This window comes from Flavobacterium sp. GT3R68, assembly GCF_007109225.1.
Lineage (GTDB): Bacteria > Bacteroidota > Bacteroidia > Flavobacteriales > Flavobacteriaceae > Flavobacterium.
On sequence record NZ_VJZK01000001.1, the window covers coordinates 246,826 to 268,724 of the forward strand.

Genomic DNA, 21,899 nt, shown 5'->3' on the forward strand with positions numbered 1-21,899 from the left:
TTATTTAATGATTATTTCATCCACAAAAATAAAAGCATCCCCACCGAAGCCCTGATGCCATTCCGGTAACTTACCATAATTACAGGCAATGACTTTAATGTATTGCGCCTGCGTTGGATTTATACTTCCTTTGAAATCAATAATTTTGGTTTCTGTTACTTTAGCATCTATAGTGTTCTGGATTGTTTTTACCAATGTAAAATTGATATTGTCGGTTGATGTGTAGAATTCGACTTCGGTTGGCATTAAAATCCAGGAGCGGCTGTCCTGAAGGAAATTGGCGGACACTTCGGAAACTTTCTGTACTTTTTTCAAATCAACTACAGCCTCAAAATCCTGCGATTGATAGCCTTGCCAGTCCCCTTTACGCCAGTAATCTGATCCGAAAATTCCGTCTATCAAACCATCGGAACCGCCAGCGTGGTATTGCGGATTGTATTTTGATTTGATGTTGGCAGTGTAATTGTTTGGTTTTTTGAAGAAGGTTGCGGAAATGGTGTTGCTAACTATTTTATCATTTGTTTTTTTTACCACAGAAACTGCTTTGATTATACAGGATTCATTAATTTCAAATGGCCCCTTATAAACATACGGTGGTCTTATTTTATGATCTCCAGATTCTTCTATAGTGTAATGAACGAAATATTTGTCCTGGTCATAATTTATCTCAATTTTCATTTTATCTTTAAAAGACTTTCTGTCAGCCTGAATCACTGGCGCCGCAATAATCAACGAATAAGGAATATTATTTTTTAATTTTTTAGAAGGAGTTAAGCCAAATTCCTTTCTGTTTGCTGAAAGATTTTTTGTAATCACTTTTGAAGTTCCGTCCTCAAAGTTGACTTTTATTTTGTCAAAATAAGGAACAGTGGTGCTCCATTCCGGATTACCGGGAGTCACGGCATAAATTCCTATCGAACTCAACACATACCAGGCACTCATTTGTCCGCAGTCCTCATTTCCTATTAATCCATTAGGCGTGTTTTTATAGAATTCATTCAGGATATAATGGACTTTTTCAGTCGTTTTTTCTGGCTTTCCCACGAAATTATACAAATAGGCCATATGATGACTTGGTTCGTTTCCGTGTGCATATTGCCCAATTAATCCGGTAACGTCAACTTGTTCGCGGCCAGTCGTTTTGGATTCGCTGTTAAACATTTGGTCTAGTTTGGTCTCAAATTTTTCTTTGCCACCATAAGCTATAATCATTCCTTGGATATCCTGCGGAACGAAGAAAGAATACTGCCAAGAATTGCCTTCGGTAAAATTATTATTTACTTCCTTCGGATCAAAAGGTTTGTCCCAGCCTCCGTTTTTCTTTGGACGCATAAAACCCGTATTCCAGTCGAAAACGTTTTTCCAGCTTTGGGAACGTTTCATGAAATATTGATAATCTTCGGATTTGTTTAAAATTAAAGCCATTTGTGCAATACACCAGTCGTCATAAGCATATTCCAATGTTTTGGAAACACTTTCATGTTCATCATCAATAGCTATAAAACCATTTTTCTTATACGCATCCAATCCCAAGTGGTCAAGCATGGCACTGTGTTTTGCGGCTTCAAATGCTTTTTCGTAATCAAATCCTTTGATGCCTTTTGCCATTGCATCCCCCATAACCGAAACGGAATGGTACCCAATCATACAATCGGTTTCATTAGATGCCAATTCCCAAACCGGCAATCTTCCGCCGTGCTCGTATTGTTTCAGGAATGTATTGATGAAATCGGCAGTGCGTTTTTTGTCAATCAAAGTATATAAAGGATGTGCCCCACGGAACGTATCCCAAAGCGAGAAAACAGTATAGTAATCAAATCCCTCGGTTTGGTGGATTTGGTTGTCCCTGCCACGGTATTTTCCGTCGATGTCCTGTGCTATGTTCGGCTGAACCATCGTGTGATATAAAGCCGTGTAGAAAATGGCTAACTTGTCTTTATCTTCCGAAGTGACTTCAATTTTAGATAATTCGGTGTTCCAAAGTTGCTGAGCCTGTTTTTTTGCCTTTTCGAAATCCCAATCCTTTATTTCCGACATATTTAATTTCGCTCCTTCGTAACCAGTCGGCGACAGCGATACTTTTACCAAAATGGCTTCTCCTTTTTTCACATTTTTTGAAAAACTCAGCGCCAATTCGGTTCCGGAATAAAAATCCTTCTTTTGGTCACCATTCGACTTTTTTTTATTAATCTGCATCGGCTGGCTGAACTCAATTCTGGCATATACATATTGGTCACGGGCCCATGCCTCACTTCTTCTAAGAATCTCTATGGTTTTCGAATCGATAATCCGGACTTCACCATACAACAGCTTATCACGATGATTCAGGTCGAGAATAATATTGGCCGGACCATTGGCATTAAAAGTATATTTATGGAAGCCTACACGAGCCGAAGAAGTCAATTCGACATCGATATTGTGTTTACCTAATTTTACGCTATAAAACCCGGCTGTTGCTTTTTCATTCTGATGGGAAAAAGCAGAAGCATATACTTTGTTGTCAAAACTGGGTTCGCCCATTGTTGGCATCAGTAAAATATCACCAAAATCGGAAACACCCGTTCCATTGAGATGGGTATGCGAGAAGCCGTAAATCACATTGTCAGTGTAATGATATCCGCCGCAACCGTCCCAACTTCCGTCGATTCTGGTATCGGGAGACAGCTGCACCATCCCGAAGGGAACCGTAGCACCCGGAAAAGTATGGCCATGTCCGCCTGTTCCAATAAATGGGTTAACATATTGCTGCAAATTAGCTTGGGCGATACAGGCAATCGGAAGGAGAAAAAGGAATTGGAAAAAGAATTTCTTCATGTCGGAATATTGTTTCCCAAATATAAAAAAAACGCATCCAACTTTTACGTTGAATGCGTTTTTAACTAGTACTGTTTTGAGATTAATTTTTAATTCACAATTGTATACTCCCACTTTTCTTTTTTATGACCCCGAGGTATAGCCGGTATTGCAAGGCCTATCCCGTCAATAGCTACACCAATAGGAAGCACTAACCATGCAACACCACCAGTAGCAGCACAGGCTACTATTATTGGACTGCCAATACCCGCAATAACTACTCCCGACACAACAGCCAAAATTACCGGACGTCTTTTTATTTTTACAACAGAATTCATAGCAATGGTATCTTGTCTAATTACCATTGATTCGCTGTCAATTATTTTAAATTTTCCTTTAAAAACCTTACCCTTATCTGTTTTAATTAATATCCTTTTGTTTTCCTTTAAAAAAGTGGTTTTATTTGTTCTTCTGTTCACCAAATCGATTCCCTTATCCTGGGCATTCGATAATGTAGGTGAAAATAAAATCAAACTAAAAATCACGAATTTTTTGCAGTCTAAAGTCCAGTTTATCATATTTTGCATTTGTTTCGGTAAATATATTCTGACGGAAACTAAAAGCATTGTTATTTAATATTTAATTGGGAAAACGGTTTTAATCAAACAAAAAACGCATCCAAATCAATGAATGCGTTTTTTAAATTGAAAATATATAAGTTTATCCTTTCAAACTGGCTGAAATGTATTCTCTGTTCATTCGGGCAATGTTCTCTAATGAAATTCCTTTTGGACATTCAACCTCGCAAGCTCCGGTGTTGGTACAGTTACCAAAACCTTCCGCATCCATCTGGTTCACCATGTTCAGAACACGCTCCGTCGCTTCCACTCTTCCCTGAGGCAATAATGCAAACTGAGATACTTTTGCAGAAACAAAAAGCATCGCGGAAGCATTGATACAAGAGGCTACACAAGCCCCACAACCGATACAGGTTGCCGCATCAAAAGCGTCATCCGCATCTTTCTTATTGATAGGAATGGTATTGGCATCAATCGTGTTTCCGGAAGTGTTTACCGATATAAATCCTCCCGCATGTTGGATTCTGTCAAAAGAAGACCTGTCTACCACTAAATCCTTTATTACAGGGAATCCTTTGGCTCTGAAAGGTTCGATAGTAATGGTATCGCCATCCTTGAACATTCTCATGTGCAACTGGCAAGTCGTTACCAATCTGTCCGGTCCGTGCGCTTCTCCGTTGATGAACAACGAACACATACCGCAAATTCCTTCGCGACAATCGTGATCAAAAGCAACCGGTTCATCACCTTTATTGATTAAGCCTTCGTTGAAAACGTCAAGCATTTCGAGGAATGACATATCCGGTTCAATTCCGTCGATTTGATAATCAACCATTGCTCCTTTATCCTGGGCGTTTTTCTGACGCCATATTTTTAATGTAAGTTTCATCTTTTTTTAGTTTAAAAGTCTCAAAGTCGAAGGTGAAAAGCCGTTTGACTTTATGACGTTTGACATGTGACTAATTTTTACTTATAACTACGAGTTACTAATTTAACGTTGTCGAATGTCAATGGTTCTTTGTGTAAAACGGCATCGCTTGGTTTTCCTGTATATTCCCATGCGGCAACGTATGCAAAGTTTTCATCATCACGCTGTGCTTCTCCATCTTCTGTTGCGTATTCTTCTCTAAAGTGGCCTCCACAAGATTCATTTCTGTGCAAAGCATCTTTTGCGAAAAGCTCTCCCAGTTCCAGGAAATCGGCAACACGAGTAGCCTTTTCTAATTCTTGGTTGAAGCCTTTGTCTGTCCCAGGCACTTTAACGTCTCTATAAAATTCTTCACGTAAAGCAGCAATTTCAGTAATCGCTTCATTTAATCCTGTAGCATTACGAGCCATTCCTACTTTATCCCACATGATTTTTCCTAATTTCTTGTGGAAATAATCCACAGAATGCGTTCCGTTGTTATTCATGAATTTTTCTATCTGATCTTTCACTGCTTTCTCAGCTTCAATGAATTCAGGCAAATCAGTTGAAATTGGTCCAACTTTGATGTCCGGCGCCAAGTAATCTCCAATCGTATATGGCAATACGAAATATCCGTCAGCCAATCCCTGCATCAAGGCAGAAGCTCCCAAACGGTTCGCTCCGTGGTCTGAGAAATTAGATTCCCCGATAGAGAAACAACCCGGAATGGTCGTCTGTAAATTATAATCTACCCATGTTCCACCCATTGTATAGTGAACGGCCGGATAAATCATCATTGGCGTAGCGTATGGGTTTTCGTCAACGATTTTTTCATACATCTGGAATAAGTTACCGTATTTATTGGCTACGGCATCTGTTCCTAATTTTTTTACCAAGTTGGCATCATTGGCATCCAATCCTTTGATGAAAGCTTGTTCTTTTCCGTAACGTTGGATAGCCGTAGCAAAATCCAGATATACCGCTTCACCTGTTTTGTTAACACCAAAACCGGCGTCGCATCTTTCTTTAGCCGCACGCGACGCAACGTCACGAGGCACTAAATTTCCAAAAGACGGATATCTTCTTTCTAAATAATAATCTCTTTCCGCTTCCGATAAATCGGTAGGTTTCTTTTTGCCTTCACGGATTGCTTTGGCATCTTCCAAACTTTTTGGGACCCAGATACGTCCGTCATTACGCAACGATTCCGACATCAAAGTTAATTTTGACTGGTGATCGCCGGAAACCGGAATACACGTTGGGTGAATTTGCGTGTAGCAAGGATTCGCGAAGAATGCGCCTTTTTTGTGGATTTTCCAGGCAGCCGTAGCGTTACTTCCCATAGCGTTTGTCGAAAGGAAGAATACGTTTCCGTAACCTCCTGAAGCGATAACTACTGCGTGAGCCGAATGTCTTTCGATTTCTCCTGTGATAAGATTACGTGCGATGATTCCGCGAGCTTTACCGTTTACGATTACTAAATCAAGCATCTCGTGACGGTTGTACATTTTTATTTTTCCACGACCGATTTGACGGTTCATGGCAGAATAAGCACCTAACAATAATTGTTGTCCTGTTTGACCTTTTGCATAAAAAGTACGGGAAACCAAAGTTCCTCCAAACGAACGGTTATCCAACAATCCACCATATTCACGGGCCAAAGGAACCCCTTGCGCCACGCATTGGTCAATGATGTTGGCTGAAACTTCCGCCAGACGGTGTACGTTTGCTTCACGAGCGCGGTAATCACCCCCTTTTACGGTATCATAAAACAAACGGAATGTAGAATCCCCGTCTCCCTGATAATTTTTTGCTGCGTTGATTCCACCTTGTGCAGCAATTGAGTGCGCACGACGTGGTGAATCCTGAAAACAAAATGCTTTTACGTTATATCCTAATTCTGCTAAAGTTGCAGCAGCAGAACCTCCCGCTAATCCAGTACCTACAATGATAACGTCTAAGTTCCGTTTATTGGCAGGGTTTACTAAATTAATATGATCTTTATAATCTGTCCATTTGTCCGAAATCGGTCCGTTAGGAATTTTTGAATCTAATGCCATTATAATTTAATATTAATGATTGAAATGATGAAATAATGCAATGAATATGAATCCAACAGGAACCACAATTGCAAAAGCATATCCTAATGTGTGTAATGATTTCGAATATTTGTTATTGAAACCTACCGACTGGAATGAAGAATTGAAGCCATGCCATAAGTGTAAAGCCAATAATACAAAAGACAGGCAGTATAATCCGGTACGAACCGGGCTTACAAATTTGTGAACCAATTCCGGATAATATCGTGTTGCTTCCAAAGGACTGGCGTCAACATATTTGTAGACCATTTCCGGAAACCAGAAATCGTATAAGTGCAAGGCGATGAAAGCCAAAACCACTGAACCTGAAATAATCATATTTCTCGAAGCCCAGCTGGCGCTTACCGCACCATTGTATTTTGCATAAGCAATTGGTCGGGAGCTTCTGTTCTGAAAATCCAAAACAAAACCCATGATAAAGTGAAAAACTACTGCGAAGATAAGGATTGGCTGTACAATGTATTGAACCAGCGGATTATAGCCCATAAAATGAGAAACTTCATTAAAAGCATCAGGACCAAAAACGGACAAACTGTTTATAAAAAAATGTTGTGCTAAGAATACGATTAAAAAAAGTCCCGAAAGCGCCATTGTGACTTTTCTCGCAATGGAAGACTTCAATACTGCAGATTTTGCCATAAGAATTTGAATAATTTATTTTAAAAAAATTATACAAAAATAAAGCAAATAGACATGAAGTACAACCTTTTCGGTCTTATTTATAATGATTTTAAAATGGCTGTCTTGAAACACTTTTAATGACATAAAAAGTGTTATATTTTGGACTCAGACTAAAAAGATGTCTTACTGATACGACGGAATTAAACCTCTCAAGCCCATATCAACTACATTTTCTCCTGCCGCGGGTTCGTATTTTCCATCAGCATTTATCTCGCGCCATTCAAAACTATTGTTATTGGACAAAGAAAGCGTCATTTCTATGTCCTGTGTTTCGTTTCCGGCAATCACAAGGTTATTTGTAAACTTACCTGTCACCACACAGCTTCCTGCAGGTATTGGTGAAGTCGATGCGATTGGATTCGGAACGGTAGTTGCTCCGGCCGGTGCCTGGCCCGAAAATGGTATTCCCTGAACATTCAATGCCCAATAACCCTGCGCTTTGTTGGCATTCACGGGAAAAGTACTATTCCCGATATAATGTGTTCCAATGTAAGTATTGAACCCAACAAAACTCGCTAAAGTTCCGGTATAATCAACATTATCCTGACGGATTACAATGTCGTAATTCTGATACGATAAAGAAACCCGTACCCATTCGTAGCTTCCGCTTACAATTTGACTTAACGGGATTTTAAGAAACGTTTCGCCTTCCGCATAAATTTTAGCCTGACTGAAATCAATTGCATTGGCACCTCCTAAAGTAGTTTCCGGCGCATGGTATAAAATTGTCCCTTGACCTAATGCGGTATTTGCATTTGGAGCCAGCTCGATATAATGGGAAGAAATAGTATTGAATAGTGGTGATTGGGCAGCATTTCCCGATAAAACCCCGGCAGGTTGTCCGATATTATTTAACCGCACCTGATTTTCATCAAATTTGAATTTGATAATTAAAGACGGTTCATTAGCAGCGATATCATCGGCATCTTCACAGGAATAAAATCCGATACTTACTATAGTTATAAGTAATCCTAAAATAAAATTTTTCATATCCCTGTCTTTTTATGAAGTCCTTAACAGCAACAACCTTGCCAAGATTTCGTTAATTTTTACCTCGTTTTGGTCACATCTTCATCTACAACGAGAATAAAGTCGGCTTTATTGTAATGTTCAGTTTCTAATTTTGAAATATTGTTTTGTGACACCGTTGCAATGCTAATTATTTTCAGAGACGGGCTTTCTTTTTTCAGATACCAATAAATTCCGTCGTAATTATCGCTATGATAGGTTCCGTTATAATGGATAAAAACAGTATTTTCTTTTCTGTTTTTGGCAATCCAATATGCCATCGTCGCGTCTTTGACTGCCTGCGCTTTGGGAAGATTTGCGCCGCCATGGCCTTCCATTTCTTTCATCATTTTGACATATCCCGGCAAATTTGCATCATACCGGATTGGAAGTGGTGCCATCCAGGTTTTTTCTTCATCCGATAAGGATTCCAGGGCTTCAAAACCTTTCTTAAAAACCATACTCGCAAAACGTCTGGGAATGTTGGTCGCTATAAAAGGAATTTTTTTGCTTTTGGCAAAATCAACCAAAGGCTTGTAATCGGTTCCATAATTGGGCCATAAACGGGCAACTGAATCCAACGTTTCTTGCTCAATTTCGCCTTTCAGATAACGGTTGAGCTGTTGTTGATTATCGGCCTCCAGCATTTCCGCACCAAGTACCAAATCTTTTCTCAGGGACAGATCCTTTGTGAATTCAAGTTGCAACCAGTGAACTATTGAATTATTATGGTGCTCTCCAAATAGGACCACATCGGTTTTTGCCGAAGCCTTCAGTAATTTTTCATACGAAGTCTTCTTTCCTTTTTTATCAAAAATCCGATACGGTATTTTATCCTGGGCATTACAAACAGACCCAAAAAATACAATTATCAGAAGGAAATATTTTGCTCTCATAGCCGAAAAATACTCATTTTGCTCATTCTTACAAAATTTATCACCCAATTAACCACATTTAGTGTTAAAGTTCCTAATTTTGAAACTTACAACTTTTAAACAAACTCCGATATGAAATACCATCAAATAGATCGAAACCTATTTATTAAAAATCGTGAAAAGTTTATCACTCAGATGAAGCCTAAAAGCGTAGCGGTTTTCAATTCCAATGATATATACCCGGTTTCGGCCGACAGTACTTTGCCTTTCGCGCAACACAGAGATATTTTTTACTTAAGTGGCGTGGATCAGGAAGAAAGCATCTTATTACTTTTTCCGGATGCCCCATATGAGCATCAAAGGGAAATTCTTTTCTTGAAAGAAACCAGCGAGCATATTGCAATTTGGGAAGGTGAAAAATTAACGAAAGAACGCGCTTTTGAAGTCAGTGGCATCAAAAGTGTTTATTGGTTACCCGAATTCGAAAAAGTTTTGTTTGAAATCATGACACATGCCGAAACGATGTACATCAATACCAATGAACATTACCGTGCAACTATTGAAACAGAAACCCGTGAGGCCCGTTTTGTAAAATGGTGGAAAGAGAAATACCCGGCGCATGCTGTCGCAAAAAGCAATCCGATTTTACAGCGTCTGCGTTCCGTGAAAGAAAAAGAAGAATTGGATTTAATCCAGAATGCCTGTAACATTACCGAAAAAGGATTCAGAAGATTATTAGGCTTTGTAAAACCTGATGTAATGGAATATGAAATTGAGGCGGAACTGATTCACGAATTTATCCGCAACCGTTCCAAAGGGTTTGCCTATACACCCATTATCGCCTCCGGAAACAATGCCAATGTGCTACATTACATTGAAAACAACCAACCATGTATAGCCGGTGATTTGATTTTATTGGATATAGCTGCTGAATATGCCAATTATTCCAGTGACATGACCCGAATGATTCCGGTTTCAGGGAAATTTACAGACCGACAAAAAGAAGTATACAACGCTGTTTTGCGCGTTAAAAACGAAGCGACAAAAATGCTGACTCCCGGAACGCTTTGGAAACAATATCATGTGGAAGTTGGTAAAATAATGACTTCTGAATTACTCGGTCTTGGACTTTTGGATACGGCAGATGTGCAAAACGAAAATCCGGAATGGCCGGCGTATAAAAAATATTTCATGCACGGAACATCCCATCATTTAGGATTGGACACCCATGATTACGGAATTTTGACGGAACCAATGCAGGCCAGCATGGTATTTACCGTTGAGCCTGGAATTTATATTCCGGCTGAAGGTTTCGGAATCCGCCTGGAAGACAACCTCGTGATTCAGGAAAGTGGCGAGCCTTTTAACCTGATGCGCAACATCCCGATTGAAGCGGAAGAAATTGAAAGTTTAATGAACCGTTAATCGGATTCATTTCAATTAAATTTAGAGTCTTAAAAAAACATAATTATGCAAGCACACGAAATAGATTACCACATTTTTGGTGAAGAAATGCAGTATGTGGAGATTGAACTGGATCCGCAGGAAATCGTCATCGCTGAGGCAGGAAGCTTTATGATGATGGACAATAACATCATAATGGAAACTATCTTTGGTGATGGTTCAGACCAGCAGCAATCCGGATTATTCGGAAAATTATTAAATGCCGGAAAAAGAGTCCTGACCGGTGAGAGCCTTTTCATGACCGCTTTCCTGAACCAGAGCAACACCAAAAGCAAAGTGTCTTTTGCAGCGCCCTATCCCGGGAAAATCGTTGCCATTGACCTGACCCAATACCAAGGGAAATTCATCTGCCAGAAAAATTCTTTCTTATGCGCCGCAAAAGGAGTTTCGGTCGGAATTGAGTTCTCCAGAAAATTAGGCCGTGGTCTTTTTGGTGGGGAAGGATTCATCATGCAAAAAATTGAAGGCGACGGAATGGCATTTGTACACTCCGGTGGAACATTGGCTAAAAAAGAATTAGCCGCAGGCGAAATACTGAAAGTAGATACAGGTTGTATTGTTGGATTTACAAAAGATGTCGATTATGATATCGAATTTATCGGCGGCATCAAAAACTCCATCTTTGGCGGCGAAGGCTTGTTTTATGCCACCCTTCGTGGCCCCGGAACCGTGTATATCCAATCGTTGCCTTTCAGCAGACTTGCAGACCGAATCATTGCATCGGCACCAAGATCCGGAGGCAGTGGCCGAGATGAGGGCAGTTTGCTGGGAGGATTGGGAAATCTTCTCGATGGCGATAATCGCTTTTAGATACAAATTGAACGGCTTACTGATTTGTAAGCCGTTTTATTTTTTAGTCCGAATCAAAAAAATTATTTTTGCATTGGAATCCAACCCTCATTCAAACTTCTTTTGAAACACATCATCCACAAAAACACCAAAATCACTTATTCCGATACCGGAAAAGGTACCGCTATTGTATTGCTTCATGGGTTTTTGGAAAACCAGACCATGTGGAATCCGTATGTTGAGGAGTTTTCAAAAAAATACCGGATCATCACCGTAGACTTACTGGGGCATGGTCAAACCGACTGTTTGGGATATGTCCACTCGATGGAAGACAATGCCGATGCCGTCCACGCTGTTTTAGCCGAACTGCGTATCCGGAAAGCCATTTTTGTAGGACATTCAATGGGCGGTTACGTGGCTTTGGCTTTCGCCGAATTGTATCCTGAAACCGTAAAAGGATTAGTGCTGTTAAATTCAACAACAAGAGCCGACAGCGAGGAACGTAAAACCAATCGCGACCGCGCTATTGTAGCTGTGAAACAAAATTATGCCAATTTTATCCGCATGTCGATTTCGAATTTGTTTAGCGAAGACAATCGTGAAAAATTAGCGGATGAAATCGAGAAGGTCAAATTGGAAGCGTTGAAAACTTCGTTACAGGGCATTGTCGCTTCACTGGAAGGAATGAAAATCAGACCCGACCGTGAAGTATTATTACACTTTGCGCCCTATCCGATATTGTTAATTTTAGGGAAAAAAGACCCTGTCCTCGCGTATGAGGAAACAGTGGAACAGATTGAAAATACCGATGTGCCATTGGTCACCTTCGCCCACGGGCACATGTCGCATATTGAAAACGAAACCGAATTGAAGAAAGTGTTATTCAATTTTTTTAAAAATATCTAGCAATTACAAAACCTTTTCCTCAAAAGGAACCGTTTCATCCAAAATCTCATTCAGCAACAAAACCATTTGGTCCAGATAATTGGATAAAATAGCTTCATCTATAATTAACACTGCTTCTTTTTCTTCCTTAAGGTTAAAGGGTAAAAACCCGGATCGTAGATTTTTGAAAGAAATGATTCCGGCTTCCATCGGCATGTTGTTAGCTTTTTCTTCATACATAAAAGCATACGCCAAAACCTGAATGATTTTGTCGTTTTTGATGTCATCGGACAAACCCGTCCATGCTTTTAAAGTGACGTTTGTTTTGTCAACTTTGCCGGTTTTATAATCGATAATGCGAATTTTGCCATTCCGTTCTTCAATCCGGTCAACATTCCCTTTAATCAATACCGGAAAAGGCAGGGTCGGATGGTTTAAGGTACGTTCGAAAGTTTCTTCCAAAGCAATAATCTTGATGGAATCCCCATTTTTGATGCTTTCCATTTCCACTTTCAGAAAGTTGGACACATTTCGCTTGGCGACTTCAAAAGCCAACAGATTTCGCCCTTTCTTGATTTCGCCTTCTTTGTATACGAGTTTGAATTGCTTCAGAACCTCCGCATCAATCAGCTTAAAGCATATTGTTATATCATGTTCCGATAAAAATTTACCTATGAAAGGTTCATACAGGGCTTTTAAAGTCTCGTGGATGATAGTTCCCAACGTGTTCAGCGCGATATTTTCTTCGACTTCTTCGACTTCCCGGATGCGCAGGATTTTTTGAAAATAAAACTGGATGGGATTCCGGATATAACTGGTCAGGGCAGATGGCGAAAATCCGGTATCGGCAATCTCCCGTAACCTCATCATTACGGATTCCGATTTTGGAATAACCATCGGCCGATAAGCGGCTTCAGGTAAAACGGCATTGTATATTTCGTGTGACAAATGGTGATTCGGTTGTTTTTCTACCTCCAATTGGGTAATAAAACGGCTTTTTTCACCGGCATCCAAACCTTCACTTTCGGTATTATACAACAGGTAAATATTTTTGGCGCGTTGCAACAAATGATAAAAATGATAGGTGTAAATGGCATCTTTTTCTTTGAAGGTTGGCAAGCCCAATTCTTTTTTCACATCATACGGAATAAATGAATTCAGGGATTTTCCGGCAGGAAACTTGCCTTCGTTCATAGAAGTAACAATTACGGTATTAAAATCTAAAACCCGACTCTCTAGGACACCCATAATCTGAAGGCCGTTCAATGGCTCCCCTTCGAAAGAAACTTCGGCTAAATCGATTATTTGCTTATAAATCGCATACAACGTTTCGATTTTGTCGATGTGCTGATGCTGTGAATAATAATTGATGAGTTTGTTGATGACTTTGAAAATGGCAAAAACAAAAGCTTTGGTAATTTTTTCCTCCTCATTATCATTACTCAGATTCGTTTTTATGGTCTGAAGCAACTTGGAGATTGTTTCCAGAACTGCCATCGACCCGCTTTCCCATTTTTGAAACAACAACAAGAACAAATCACTTGGATAAGGATTAAGTTCCATCAGTTTTTGATGGGTAATAAACGTGTAATTATGCTGATTGATAATATTCACCACTGCACCGGCTTTGGAAAATGGTTCCACCAGCGGATGCGTCAGGATATCGAGTACATCTTTATAATAGAGCACATAACTGTTGGCATTCCGCGACAACGCATTGGTGTGCATTTTAAACAATTTGGCAATCAGGATTTGTGCGGGGTTGTTTTTTCCGGAATAGCCCATCGTAATATTCAGTGCGCCTACCGTAGCAGGCAACGAATATAAAAGCGGCACCAGCAGATTTTCCTCTCCCAGAACGACGGCGACTTTATCAAGGGATGCTGTGGGATTTTCATTTAGCAAATTTTCAATAATGCTTCCGGCAATTTTTGCTTGACCAATGGTTTTTGGTGTTCCGATAATCTGGATACTCTTGGTTGCTGAGAAATCATTAACAATCCAGTCGAACGGATTCGATTTGTAATGTTTCCAGTTCTCTTTGAAACGGCGGACAAACAAACCGGCATCATGGAAAGGATCGTTCATAAAAGCCTGATCGGCGTCCCAAAATATTTTAGCCTGATCGGCTTCGATTAAATGTTGAATGATTTTTTCTTCGGCTGCATTCAGTGCATTGAAACCCGCAAATACAAATTGCTTTCCGGGAATAGATTCGGAAAAATGGTTCAGATTATTTACGGCTTCCCTGTAAATTAACCCCTGATAACCGATTTCCTTATTTAGCAAATGAGCGTACAGCGACTGGTAGTAATTGGGCAGTAATTTCCAGAAGTCAATATAGTTTTCCAGCAATTGCGTTTTATTTTCGACTTCGACGCCCCATTTTTTGATGTCTTCAATATCTTTTAAGTAAGAGAGGACATGCGAAGGATCCAATAAATAACGGTCTATTTCATTAAAATCCTGCAGCAGTGTTTTGGCCCAATTGGCAAAGAGTTCAAAGGACTGCTGGTTTGCTTTATCAGTAATCGATAAATATACTTCAAAGAATTCGAACAGCAGTTCTATCGAATCGACGGAGCGGATGCCGGCGACATTTTGTATAAAGTCTTCAATGCTGATAATCTCTGGCGAGAAAATGTTATTGCTGACCTGCTTTTTTAACGCTTCGATTAAAAATACCTTTGCCCGTTTGTTGGGCAGAACCACAATAGTATCCGATAATTGGCCGGCATAATTATCTATTATAACCTGCGCTATTTTACCTAAAAAAGAAGAATCTGTCATTTTATAAAAATAAAAAAACGCCCCGATAAATCGAGGCGTTTTCTATAAATATTTGAAATAAATTATTCCTTAATCAGATTCACTTCAACTCTTCTGTTGTTAGCTTTTCCTTTAGCTGTTTTATTTGAATCAATTGGTTTAGTTTCACCATAACCAGCTGAATTTAATCTATCAGCAGCGATTCCGTTTTCAATTAAGAAATTCTTAACTGCAGCAGCTCTGTTTTCAGACAATGTTTGGTTCAATTCATTTGTACCATCAGAATCTGTATGACCTTCAATCATGAATCTTGAATAAGGATATTCTTTTAAGATTGCAACAATTGATTGTAAAACTGGGATAGTCTGTGCTTTGAAAGTAGCTTTTCCAGAGTTAAACAAGATCGTTTTAGCGTAAGCATTCAATTTTTTGATAGCCTCTTCCGTTACTTCAGGACAACCAGCGTTAGCAACAGTTCCTTTAACGTCAATACATTTATCATCTTTGTCTAATACACCGTCACCGTCAGTATCTGGCCAAGGACAACCTGCGTTCTCTTTTGGTCCTTTTACAGTAACACATTTGTCATCTTTATCAGCAACACCGTCACCGTCAGCATCTGGACATCCTTTCATAGATACAGGACCAGCAACTTCAGGACAAGCATCATCTTTATCAGCGATTCCGTCTCCATCAGTATCAGGACAACCGTTTAATGCAGCTAAACCAAAATCATTTGGACACTCATCAGCACTATCTTGAATACCATCAGCATCCGTATCAGGACAACCGTTGAATTGCTTTAAACCAGCAACTTCTGGACAAGCATCATCTTTGTCATAAATACCGTCTCCGTCTGTATCCTTACCACCAAATTTGAAAGTAAGACCAGCAAAGTGCTGCATATGAGAAGCAACATCTACATCTGGAGTTCTTGTGTCATCAAATGAATGTTTGTAAGTAGACGATAAAGAAAGACCTACTTGCTCAGTAAACCAAAAAGTCAAACCTAAACCTCCATTTACAGTTCCAGCGCTAGCTTCACCCATAAAAGTATAACCTCCACCAATGTGGATAGAAGGATCGATAACTTTAGATTTCATTAAGTTCATAAGGCTATAGTTAATAACCCCATCAATTCCATAATAAGCCAAATTTCCAGGATTTGTTACTACATAATCCCATGATGGATCAACGCGTTCGTTAACGAATCTCGAAATTTTGTTCACAGATCCAACTACTCCAAACGAGAAATTGTTTCCTACATACTTCGAAACTTTCAAATAAGAAACTGAAGGAATAATGTTCCAGTTGTCTTTTGCGTCAAAATATTGTCCAAATTGATCTTCAATACTTGAAGCTGCACTAATTCTAGTGTCTACCGCATTTGCCCCGAATGTCAATGCCCATGGGTTGTTACTGTCCTGAGCTTGTGAGCTAAGACCAACAAACAGGCATATAACAGCCATTAATTTGTTAAGATGTTTCATACTTAATTTTGTTAGTTTACATTATATTATTAAAACAAAAGTAACACGTAAATTTTTAACTACAAAATTAAATGTTAAAAAATTTAACTAAATCCATAATTATATAACACTTAACCTATAATTATATAACCTTTAGCTGCTGCCCAACCTCAGTAAATGCAGCTATCGCTTTGTCCAAATGTGCAGTGGTATGTGCGGCTGACAGCTGAACTCGGATTCGTGCCTTATCTTTTGGAACCACCGGAAAAAAGAATCCAATTACATAAATCCCTTTCTTTAAAAGTTCATTTGCCATCGTCTGGGACAACTTAGCATCATATAACATTACCGGAACAATTGCAGAATCGCCATCAATAATATCAAAACCGGCCTTTTTCATGCCAGCTTTGAAATAGTTGGTATTCCATTCCAATTTATCCCGTAGTGTGGTGTCTTTTTCCAATAACTCAAAAACCTTTATCGACGCCCCTACAATGGCAGGAGCCAGTGAGTTAGAAAATAAATACGGTCGGGAACGTTGACGCAAAATTTCAATAATTTCCTTTTTGGCTGTCGTATATCCGCCCATTGCGCCGCCTAAAGCCTTTCCTAATGTTCCTGTAATGATGTCGACTCTTCCCATTACCCCCTTAGCTTCCAGCGTCCCTTTTCCAGTAGCGCCTATGAAACCGGCAGCATGGCATTCATCCACCATCACCATCGCATCATATTTATCGGCCAAATCACAGATCTTATCCAGCGGAGCCACGACACCATCCATGGAGAACACGCCATCGGTTACGATTAACTTATATCTTGTTCCTGCTTCATTGGCTTTAATCAGTTGCTGTTCCAAATCCTCCATATTGCTGTTTTCATAGCGATAGCGGGCCGCTTTACACAAACGAACACCATCAATAATTGAAGCATGATTCAGGCTGTCGGAAATTATCGCATCGTTCTCACCTAATAAAGGTTCGAAAACCCCGCCATTGGCATCAAAAGCCGCAGCATAAAGGATAGTATCTTCGGTACCGTAAAATTCGGCGATCTTTCTTTCCAATGTTTTATGAATATCCTGCGTTCCACATATAAAACGAACCGAAGACATTCCGAAACCGTGTGTGTCCAAAGCGTCTTTTGCCGCCTGAATCACTTCCGGGTGCGAGGATAACCCTAAATAATTATTCGCGCAAAAGTTTAAAACAGTTTCTCCGGTTGAAATCGTAATTTCCGCTCCTTGAGGGGAAGTGATAATTCTTTCCGATTTGAAAATTCCATTGTCCTGTATTGTATCCAATTCTGATTGCAGGTATTCCTTGATTTTTCCGTACATTTTAGGCAGTATTTATTTTTAGTCAGTTATGTTTTCTTTAATTTTTCAGTTTACAAATTTACTACATTGATTTGTTCCCCTATATATATGAGGGCTTTTTTTGTCACTTTAAACCCCATTAATTCAATGGCGTGTTGGTAATTTTCCAATTGAAATTGATATTTGCTTTGATGTATTCCGGTTTTATAATCCAACAGCAAAACTTCGTTGTTTTTGGCCAGTACTATCCGGTCGGGCTTAATCGTTTTTCCTTCTTTTTGAATAATGGTCTGTTCGTTCAATACTTCGTTACCTTCTGCAAAATAATTTTCCAATTCCAAATGGTTGACAATTTCATTCACTGTCCTATATACTGTATCTTTTTGATTGAAGGTAATCAAACCGCTTTCAATTGATTTGATAATTGCGAGGTCGACATCTTTTTTGATTTTGACAAAAGACAATATTTCATGAATCACGTTACCATATTCGATAGCTTCCTGTTGATGTGTGCCCCACATCAGCGCTTCTTTTTGGGCAATCTTTATATTTTTTGGATTCAGGATTTCACTGACAAGCGGAATCATTTTCAATGCGGAATCTTCATGATTATCGCTAGATAATTTGACCGGATTTCCAAATTCATACTGCAGTATATTTTGATCAAACAATCCTTTGCCTGCCAAATAATCGATAAAGAAGGTCGACATATTATTAGTCTTCACTTCACCTTTGGATGTAAAATTCATATTAGAAATGATATACAACTGTTCTTCCGAACGGGTTAATGCCACATACAACACATTGATGTTATCCAATAAGTCTTCCTGTTTTTTCTGGTTGTAAACCAAAACGGCGTCTTCCCCGAATCCTTCGACGGCACTGCTATTATCAATCAAAACTTTAGGCAGCCCAAATACTTCATCTTCCGTGGTGAGCCATAATCGGTCTTTTGGTTTTCTGGCATAATCTTCTTCGGCGAAAGGCATGATCACCACCGGAAACTCCAATCCTTTTGATTTGTGAATGGTCATAATCCGCACCGCATTTTTACCTTCCGGCGATGGAATGCTGAATTTTTCACCGTTTTTATCCCAGTAGTTTAGAAAGTCTGAAATTCCGGCTTGGTTCCGCACATCGCGTTCCAAAACGATATCCAAAAAATATTGCACATAGGCGTTGTTACTTTTGGGATTGATGAATTTAGAGATAATGGTTTCGACTGCTTCATACAGCGATTTTTTTCGGATGTTCTGAAAAGAAAGCGAAATATCAAAACTCATCAGCCAGTCCTCGAAAATCGTTTCATCTTTGGCCGCCATTCCTTCGGCAATAAAATCATGAACCGGTATTTTATGTTGCACATTTTGCGCCACATAATGGAGAAAATGTGCTTTTGCCTCTAAATCAGCGTGGTTTTTTAAATAGCGCAGCAAATGAATAATCAGCCGGACCTCCGTCGCATTCTGAATCATCAACGTTTCCGATGAAAGCAACGGAACGCCCTGCTCTGTCAGATAATTGGCTATTGCAATTCCCTGGTCGCGTTTTCGAGTAAGAATCACGATGTCCTTATATTGGAATCCCTGTTGCTTGACTTTCTGAATGGTATGTAAAGTCGTTAGCAGATATAATTCGGTTTTACCAAGCGTTTCATCCTGATCCTCTACATCCAGAACCGGTGGAATAAAGGAAATATTTACATAGCCGCCCGTTTTTTCATTGGTATTCTGCGTGCTGTGGTTTTCATATAAATCCTTGTAATCCACATGCGCAAATTCATTGGACAGCATTTGGAAAAAATCATTGTTGAATTCAATTATCCGGGAATAACTGCGGTAATTTTTATCCAGCGTTTCCAGTTTTTTATCCGGATTATTGAAAGGATTCTGATCTTTACTCAATTCAATAAACTGTTCCGCTTTCCCACCACGCCAACGATAGATAGATTGTTTCGGGTCGCCGACAATCATTAACGATCCTTTGACCCCAAAATCATCCTGGCCGGAAAGCGCATTGTCAATTAGCGGAATCAGGTTTTGCCACTGCATTTCGGAAGTGTCCTGAAACTCATCGATAAAAAAATGGCGGTAACGCTCGCCCAATCGTTCATAGATAAATGGGGCAGGCTGGTTTTGGATTTCGCGATGGATAATCGCATTAAACTCGCTAATCGAAAGAACGTTTTGCTCTTTCTGGATTTTATTTAATTCGTTACTCACGGTATTGAGCAGCGAAAGCGGCGTGATGTTTTTTAGGAAAGCTTTATAGAAATCACTTTTCTCGTAATTTTTATAGACGCTTCCCAGGATTTCCAGCAACTCGGGAATAATGTCTTCGATAATTGAGCGGTCGCCAGCGGTTTTGTTAATGGCTACATGATCAAACTCGTGAAAGGTTTTATTTTTTGGGTTGAATTTCCCGGTTTGAATGCTGACAATGTGATTTGGAAAAGTGCCTCTTGAGAATGACTTTAGATCGATTCCGTTTTTTTCGAGTAATGACATTGCCTCATTACCAAAAACGATGCTCTCTTTTTCCAAAACTTTGCAGGCTTCCGCCAAATTGACTTTGATATCGACGAACTCCCCAATGGATTTCTCGCGGAAGTGAACGATTTCGTTTCGGTTATTTTCGTTTAAAACCAGGCGGCCGGTTTCGAGTATTTCCCGTGAGATGTCCCAACTTTTGTCATCGTCGGTTTTTTCCATCGTGAAATCGATCAGCAGTTTGGTCAGCGTTTCATCTTCCCCGGCTTGTGCAATAATGGCGTCGACGGCTTCAATTAGCAAATTTTCGGTATCGAGTGTTACCTCGAAAGTCATTGGCAGGTTCAAATCGTGTGCAAAAGCCCGAATGACCTTGTGGGTAAATTTATCAATCGTGGAAATATCAAAGGCAGCATAATTATGAATGATGTGCTTGATGATGTTTTGGGATTTGGCTTTGATCTGGGGCAATGACAGTCCGGTATCTCCCGACAAATGGTTCATTAAATCGGAAGCTTTCGAACTCGGTTCGTCTTTGGCAAATTCGGATAAGCTGCCGACAATCCGGCTTTTCATTTCGTGCACCGCTTTATTGGTGAACGTAATGGCGAGAATGTGACGGTACGCATCATTTTTATGGGCAACAAGAATGATTTTGAGGTATTCTTTGACAAGGGCATACGTTTTTCCGGAGCCGGCCGATGCGTCGTATATGGAGAAGGAAGGTCTTTGCATTTTGTTGTCTTGTATTAAATCCTAAATCTTATTTCGGAGGGTTTAGCCCTGATGTAAGCGGCATCCTTATGGGCCGGGGTTCGGTACAAAAGATACAGCGGACAGCAGGAAACAGCTCCTGAAAACGACCCTCACAATTCACTAAAAATAAGATATTTCAGATTATTTAGGTAAATTATAACAAGGTAGTATTTCAATTCCAAAGTTAAATGTTTAAATTTGAATAAAATATTTATAAATCATTTAAACACCTATACTATGGCTTTCGAATTACCGACATTACCGTATGCGTATGACGCATTAGAACCACATATTGATGCGCGCACGATGGAAATTCACCATTCAAAACATCATAATGCTTATACCACCAATTTGAACGCTGCGCTTACAGGAGCGGATACGGATGGCAAAACTATTGAAAATATCCTGATTAACCTCGACATGAAAAATGCGGCGGTCCGTAACAATGGTGGTGGTTATTACAATCATAATCTTTTCTGGACGGTAATGTCACCCGACGGCGGGGGACTACCAACCGGAGATTTGATGGAAGCCATCGAAAGGGATTTCGGGACATTTGAAGAATTCAAAGCTAAATTTTCCAAAGCAGGTGCTACTCAATTTGGTTCCGGATGGGCTTGGCTCTGTGTTCAAAAAGGGGGTAAACTGGACGTTTGCGGAACTCCGAACCAGGACAATCCGTTGATGCCGGGCACAGGTTGTGGCGGAACTCCAATTTTAGGAATGGATGTTTGGGAACACGCTTATTATTTGAATTACCAAAACAGAAGACCGGATTATATTGAAGCTTTCTTCAATGTGATCAATTGGACGGAAGTGGCGAGAAGATATGCATCGGAGAAATAAGATTTTTATTGTTTAAATAAAAAAGCGCCGGGAAAATTCCCGGCGCTTTTTTTTATGTTTGGTTTTCTTGACTTTGTCCCAATAAAAAAGGTGGAATCGCTTCCACCCTTTTTGCCCCAAATCTACCATAAACTTTACCTACTAATGCTATGGTGAAACAAATCTATACTGAAAGA

General features: G+C 39.7%; 15 protein-coding genes. 4 read left to right on the forward strand and 11 right to left on the reverse strand.

The genetic code is table 11. From position 1 onward, the window contains the following. The 7 genes from FNW07_RS01090 to FNW07_RS01120 all read right to left on the reverse strand — a co-directional run bounded on the left by FNW07_RS01090 (position 1) and on the right by FNW07_RS01120 (position 8,962). Positions 1 to 2,814, reverse strand: a complete 2,814-nt coding sequence (locus tag FNW07_RS01090) for a GH92 family glycosyl hydrolase (protein ID WP_126742182.1) — start codon at positions 2,812 to 2,814, stop codon at positions 1 to 3. 89 nt (positions 2,815 to 2,903) lie between these two features. Then, complete coding sequence (locus FNW07_RS01095; protein WP_126742183.1) at positions 2,904 to 3,371, reverse strand: hypothetical protein; 468 nt, start codon at positions 3,369 to 3,371, stop codon at positions 2,904 to 2,906. Between the two features lie 142 nt (positions 3,372 to 3,513). Continuing rightward, positions 3,514 to 4,260, reverse strand: a complete 747-nt coding sequence (locus FNW07_RS01100) for a succinate dehydrogenase/fumarate reductase iron-sulfur subunit (RefSeq protein ID WP_126742184.1) — start codon at positions 4,258 to 4,260, stop codon at positions 3,514 to 3,516. A gap of 77 nt (positions 4,261 to 4,337) precedes the next feature. Beyond that, entirely contained in the window at positions 4,338 to 6,338 is a 2,001-nt protein-coding gene (locus tag FNW07_RS01105; RefSeq protein ID WP_126742185.1) for a fumarate reductase/succinate dehydrogenase flavoprotein subunit, read from the reverse strand. A 12-nt stretch (positions 6,339 to 6,350) separates the two neighbouring features. Continuing rightward, complete coding sequence (locus tag FNW07_RS01110; protein WP_126742186.1) at positions 6,351 to 7,016, reverse strand: succinate dehydrogenase cytochrome b subunit; 666 nt, start codon at positions 7,014 to 7,016, stop codon at positions 6,351 to 6,353. 165 nt (positions 7,017 to 7,181) lie between these two features. Continuing rightward, positions 7,182 to 8,048, reverse strand: a complete 867-nt coding sequence (locus tag FNW07_RS01115) for a hypothetical protein (protein WP_126742187.1) — start codon at positions 8,046 to 8,048, stop codon at positions 7,182 to 7,184. A gap of 59 nt (positions 8,049 to 8,107) precedes the next feature. Beyond that, positions 8,108 to 8,962, reverse strand: coding sequence for a ChaN family lipoprotein (locus FNW07_RS01120; RefSeq protein ID WP_126742473.1), 855 nt, complete (start codon positions 8,960 to 8,962; stop codon positions 8,108 to 8,110). 111 nt (positions 8,963 to 9,073) lie between these two features. Between FNW07_RS01120 and FNW07_RS01125 the strand changes: the two genes are divergently transcribed. From FNW07_RS01125 to FNW07_RS01135, 3 genes are all read left to right on the forward strand, one after another. Then, on the forward strand, positions 9,074 to 10,366 hold the full coding sequence (locus FNW07_RS01125; protein ID WP_126742188.1) for an aminopeptidase P family protein: 1,293 nt from the start codon (positions 9,074 to 9,076) through the stop codon (positions 10,364 to 10,366). 45 nt (positions 10,367 to 10,411) lie between these two features. Next, a complete protein-coding gene (locus tag FNW07_RS01130; RefSeq protein ID WP_126742189.1) occupies positions 10,412 to 11,215 on the forward strand; it encodes a TIGR00266 family protein in 804 nt (267 codons plus the stop codon). A gap of 102 nt (positions 11,216 to 11,317) precedes the next feature. Further along, the gene (locus FNW07_RS01135; RefSeq protein WP_126742190.1) at positions 11,318 to 12,100 is read left to right on the forward strand and encodes an alpha/beta fold hydrolase; all 783 of its coding nucleotides are present in this window, start codon (positions 11,318 to 11,320) and stop codon (positions 12,098 to 12,100) included. Positions 12,101 to 12,103: 3 nt separating this feature from the next. Here the strand turns inward: FNW07_RS01135 and FNW07_RS01140 are convergent, their stop codons facing one another. The 4 genes from FNW07_RS01140 to FNW07_RS01155 all read right to left on the reverse strand — a co-directional run bounded on the left by FNW07_RS01140 (position 12,104) and on the right by FNW07_RS01155 (position 20,856). Continuing rightward, positions 12,104 to 14,869 (reverse strand): PD-(D/E)XK nuclease family protein, encoded by a 2,766-nt coding sequence (locus tag FNW07_RS01140; RefSeq protein ID WP_126742191.1) that lies wholly within the window; start codon positions 14,867 to 14,869, stop codon positions 12,104 to 12,106. A 62-nt stretch (positions 14,870 to 14,931) separates the two neighbouring features. After that, positions 14,932 to 16,338: an OmpA family protein gene (locus FNW07_RS01145; protein ID WP_126742192.1), complete on the reverse strand. Its 1,407-nt coding sequence runs from the start codon at positions 16,336 to 16,338 to the stop codon at positions 14,932 to 14,934. Between the two features lie 121 nt (positions 16,339 to 16,459). Beyond that, positions 16,460 to 17,653: a glycine C-acetyltransferase gene (kbl, locus tag FNW07_RS01150; RefSeq protein ID WP_126742193.1), complete on the reverse strand. Its 1,194-nt coding sequence runs from the start codon at positions 17,651 to 17,653 to the stop codon at positions 16,460 to 16,462. Between the two features lie 50 nt (positions 17,654 to 17,703). Then, positions 17,704 to 20,856, reverse strand: a complete 3,153-nt coding sequence (locus tag FNW07_RS01155; RefSeq protein ID WP_126742194.1) for an exodeoxyribonuclease V subunit beta — start codon at positions 20,854 to 20,856, stop codon at positions 17,704 to 17,706. A 258-nt stretch (positions 20,857 to 21,114) separates the two neighbouring features. On the opposite strand from FNW07_RS01155, the gene FNW07_RS01160 reads away from it, so the two are divergent. Beyond that, entirely contained in the window at positions 21,115 to 21,723 is a 609-nt protein-coding gene (locus FNW07_RS01160; protein WP_126742195.1) for a superoxide dismutase, read from the forward strand. The last annotated feature ends 176 nt before the right edge of the window (positions 21,724 to 21,899 follow it).

Excerpts from the sequence above, each read along its gene's own strand:
- FNW07_RS01120 (WP_126742473.1), bottom strand. The coding sequence starts at position 8,962 with ATGAGAGCAAAATATTTCCTTCTGATAATTGTATTTTTTGGGTCTGTT.
- FNW07_RS01145 (WP_126742192.1), bottom strand. The coding sequence starts at position 16,338 with ATGAAACATCTTAACAAATTAATGGCTGTTATATGCCTGTTTGTTGGT.
- FNW07_RS01115 (WP_126742187.1), bottom strand. The coding sequence starts at position 8,048 with ATGAAAAATTTTATTTTAGGATTACTTATAACTATAGTAAGTATCGGA.
- FNW07_RS01140 (WP_126742191.1), bottom strand. The coding sequence starts at position 14,869 with ATGACAGATTCTTCTTTTTTAGGTAAAATAGCGCAGGTTATAATAGAT.
- FNW07_RS01160 (WP_126742195.1), top strand. The coding sequence starts at position 21,115 with ATGGCTTTCGAATTACCGACATTACCGTATGCGTATGACGCATTAGAA.
- FNW07_RS01130 (WP_126742189.1), top strand. The coding sequence starts at position 10,412 with ATGCAAGCACACGAAATAGATTACCACATTTTTGGTGAAGAAATGCAG.
- FNW07_RS01095 (WP_126742183.1), bottom strand. The coding sequence starts at position 3,371 with ATGATAAACTGGACTTTAGACTGCAAAAAATTCGTGATTTTTAGTTTG.
- kbl (WP_126742193.1), bottom strand. The coding sequence starts at position 17,653 with ATGTACGGAAAAATCAAGGAATACCTGCAATCAGAATTGGATACAATA.
- FNW07_RS01100 (WP_126742184.1), bottom strand. The coding sequence starts at position 4,260 with ATGAAACTTACATTAAAAATATGGCGTCAGAAAAACGCCCAGGATAAA.
- FNW07_RS01110 (WP_126742186.1), bottom strand. The coding sequence starts at position 7,016 with ATGGCAAAATCTGCAGTATTGAAGTCTTCCATTGCGAGAAAAGTCACA.
- FNW07_RS01155 (WP_126742194.1), bottom strand. The coding sequence starts at position 20,856 with ATGCAAAGACCTTCCTTCTCCATATACGACGCATCGGCCGGCTCCGGA.
- FNW07_RS01105 (WP_126742185.1), bottom strand. The coding sequence starts at position 6,338 with ATGGCATTAGATTCAAAAATTCCTAACGGACCGATTTCGGACAAATGG.
- FNW07_RS01125 (WP_126742188.1), top strand. The coding sequence starts at position 9,074 with ATGAAATACCATCAAATAGATCGAAACCTATTTATTAAAAATCGTGAA.
- FNW07_RS01090 (WP_126742182.1), bottom strand. The coding sequence starts at position 2,814 with ATGAAGAAATTCTTTTTCCAATTCCTTTTTCTCCTTCCGATTGCCTGT.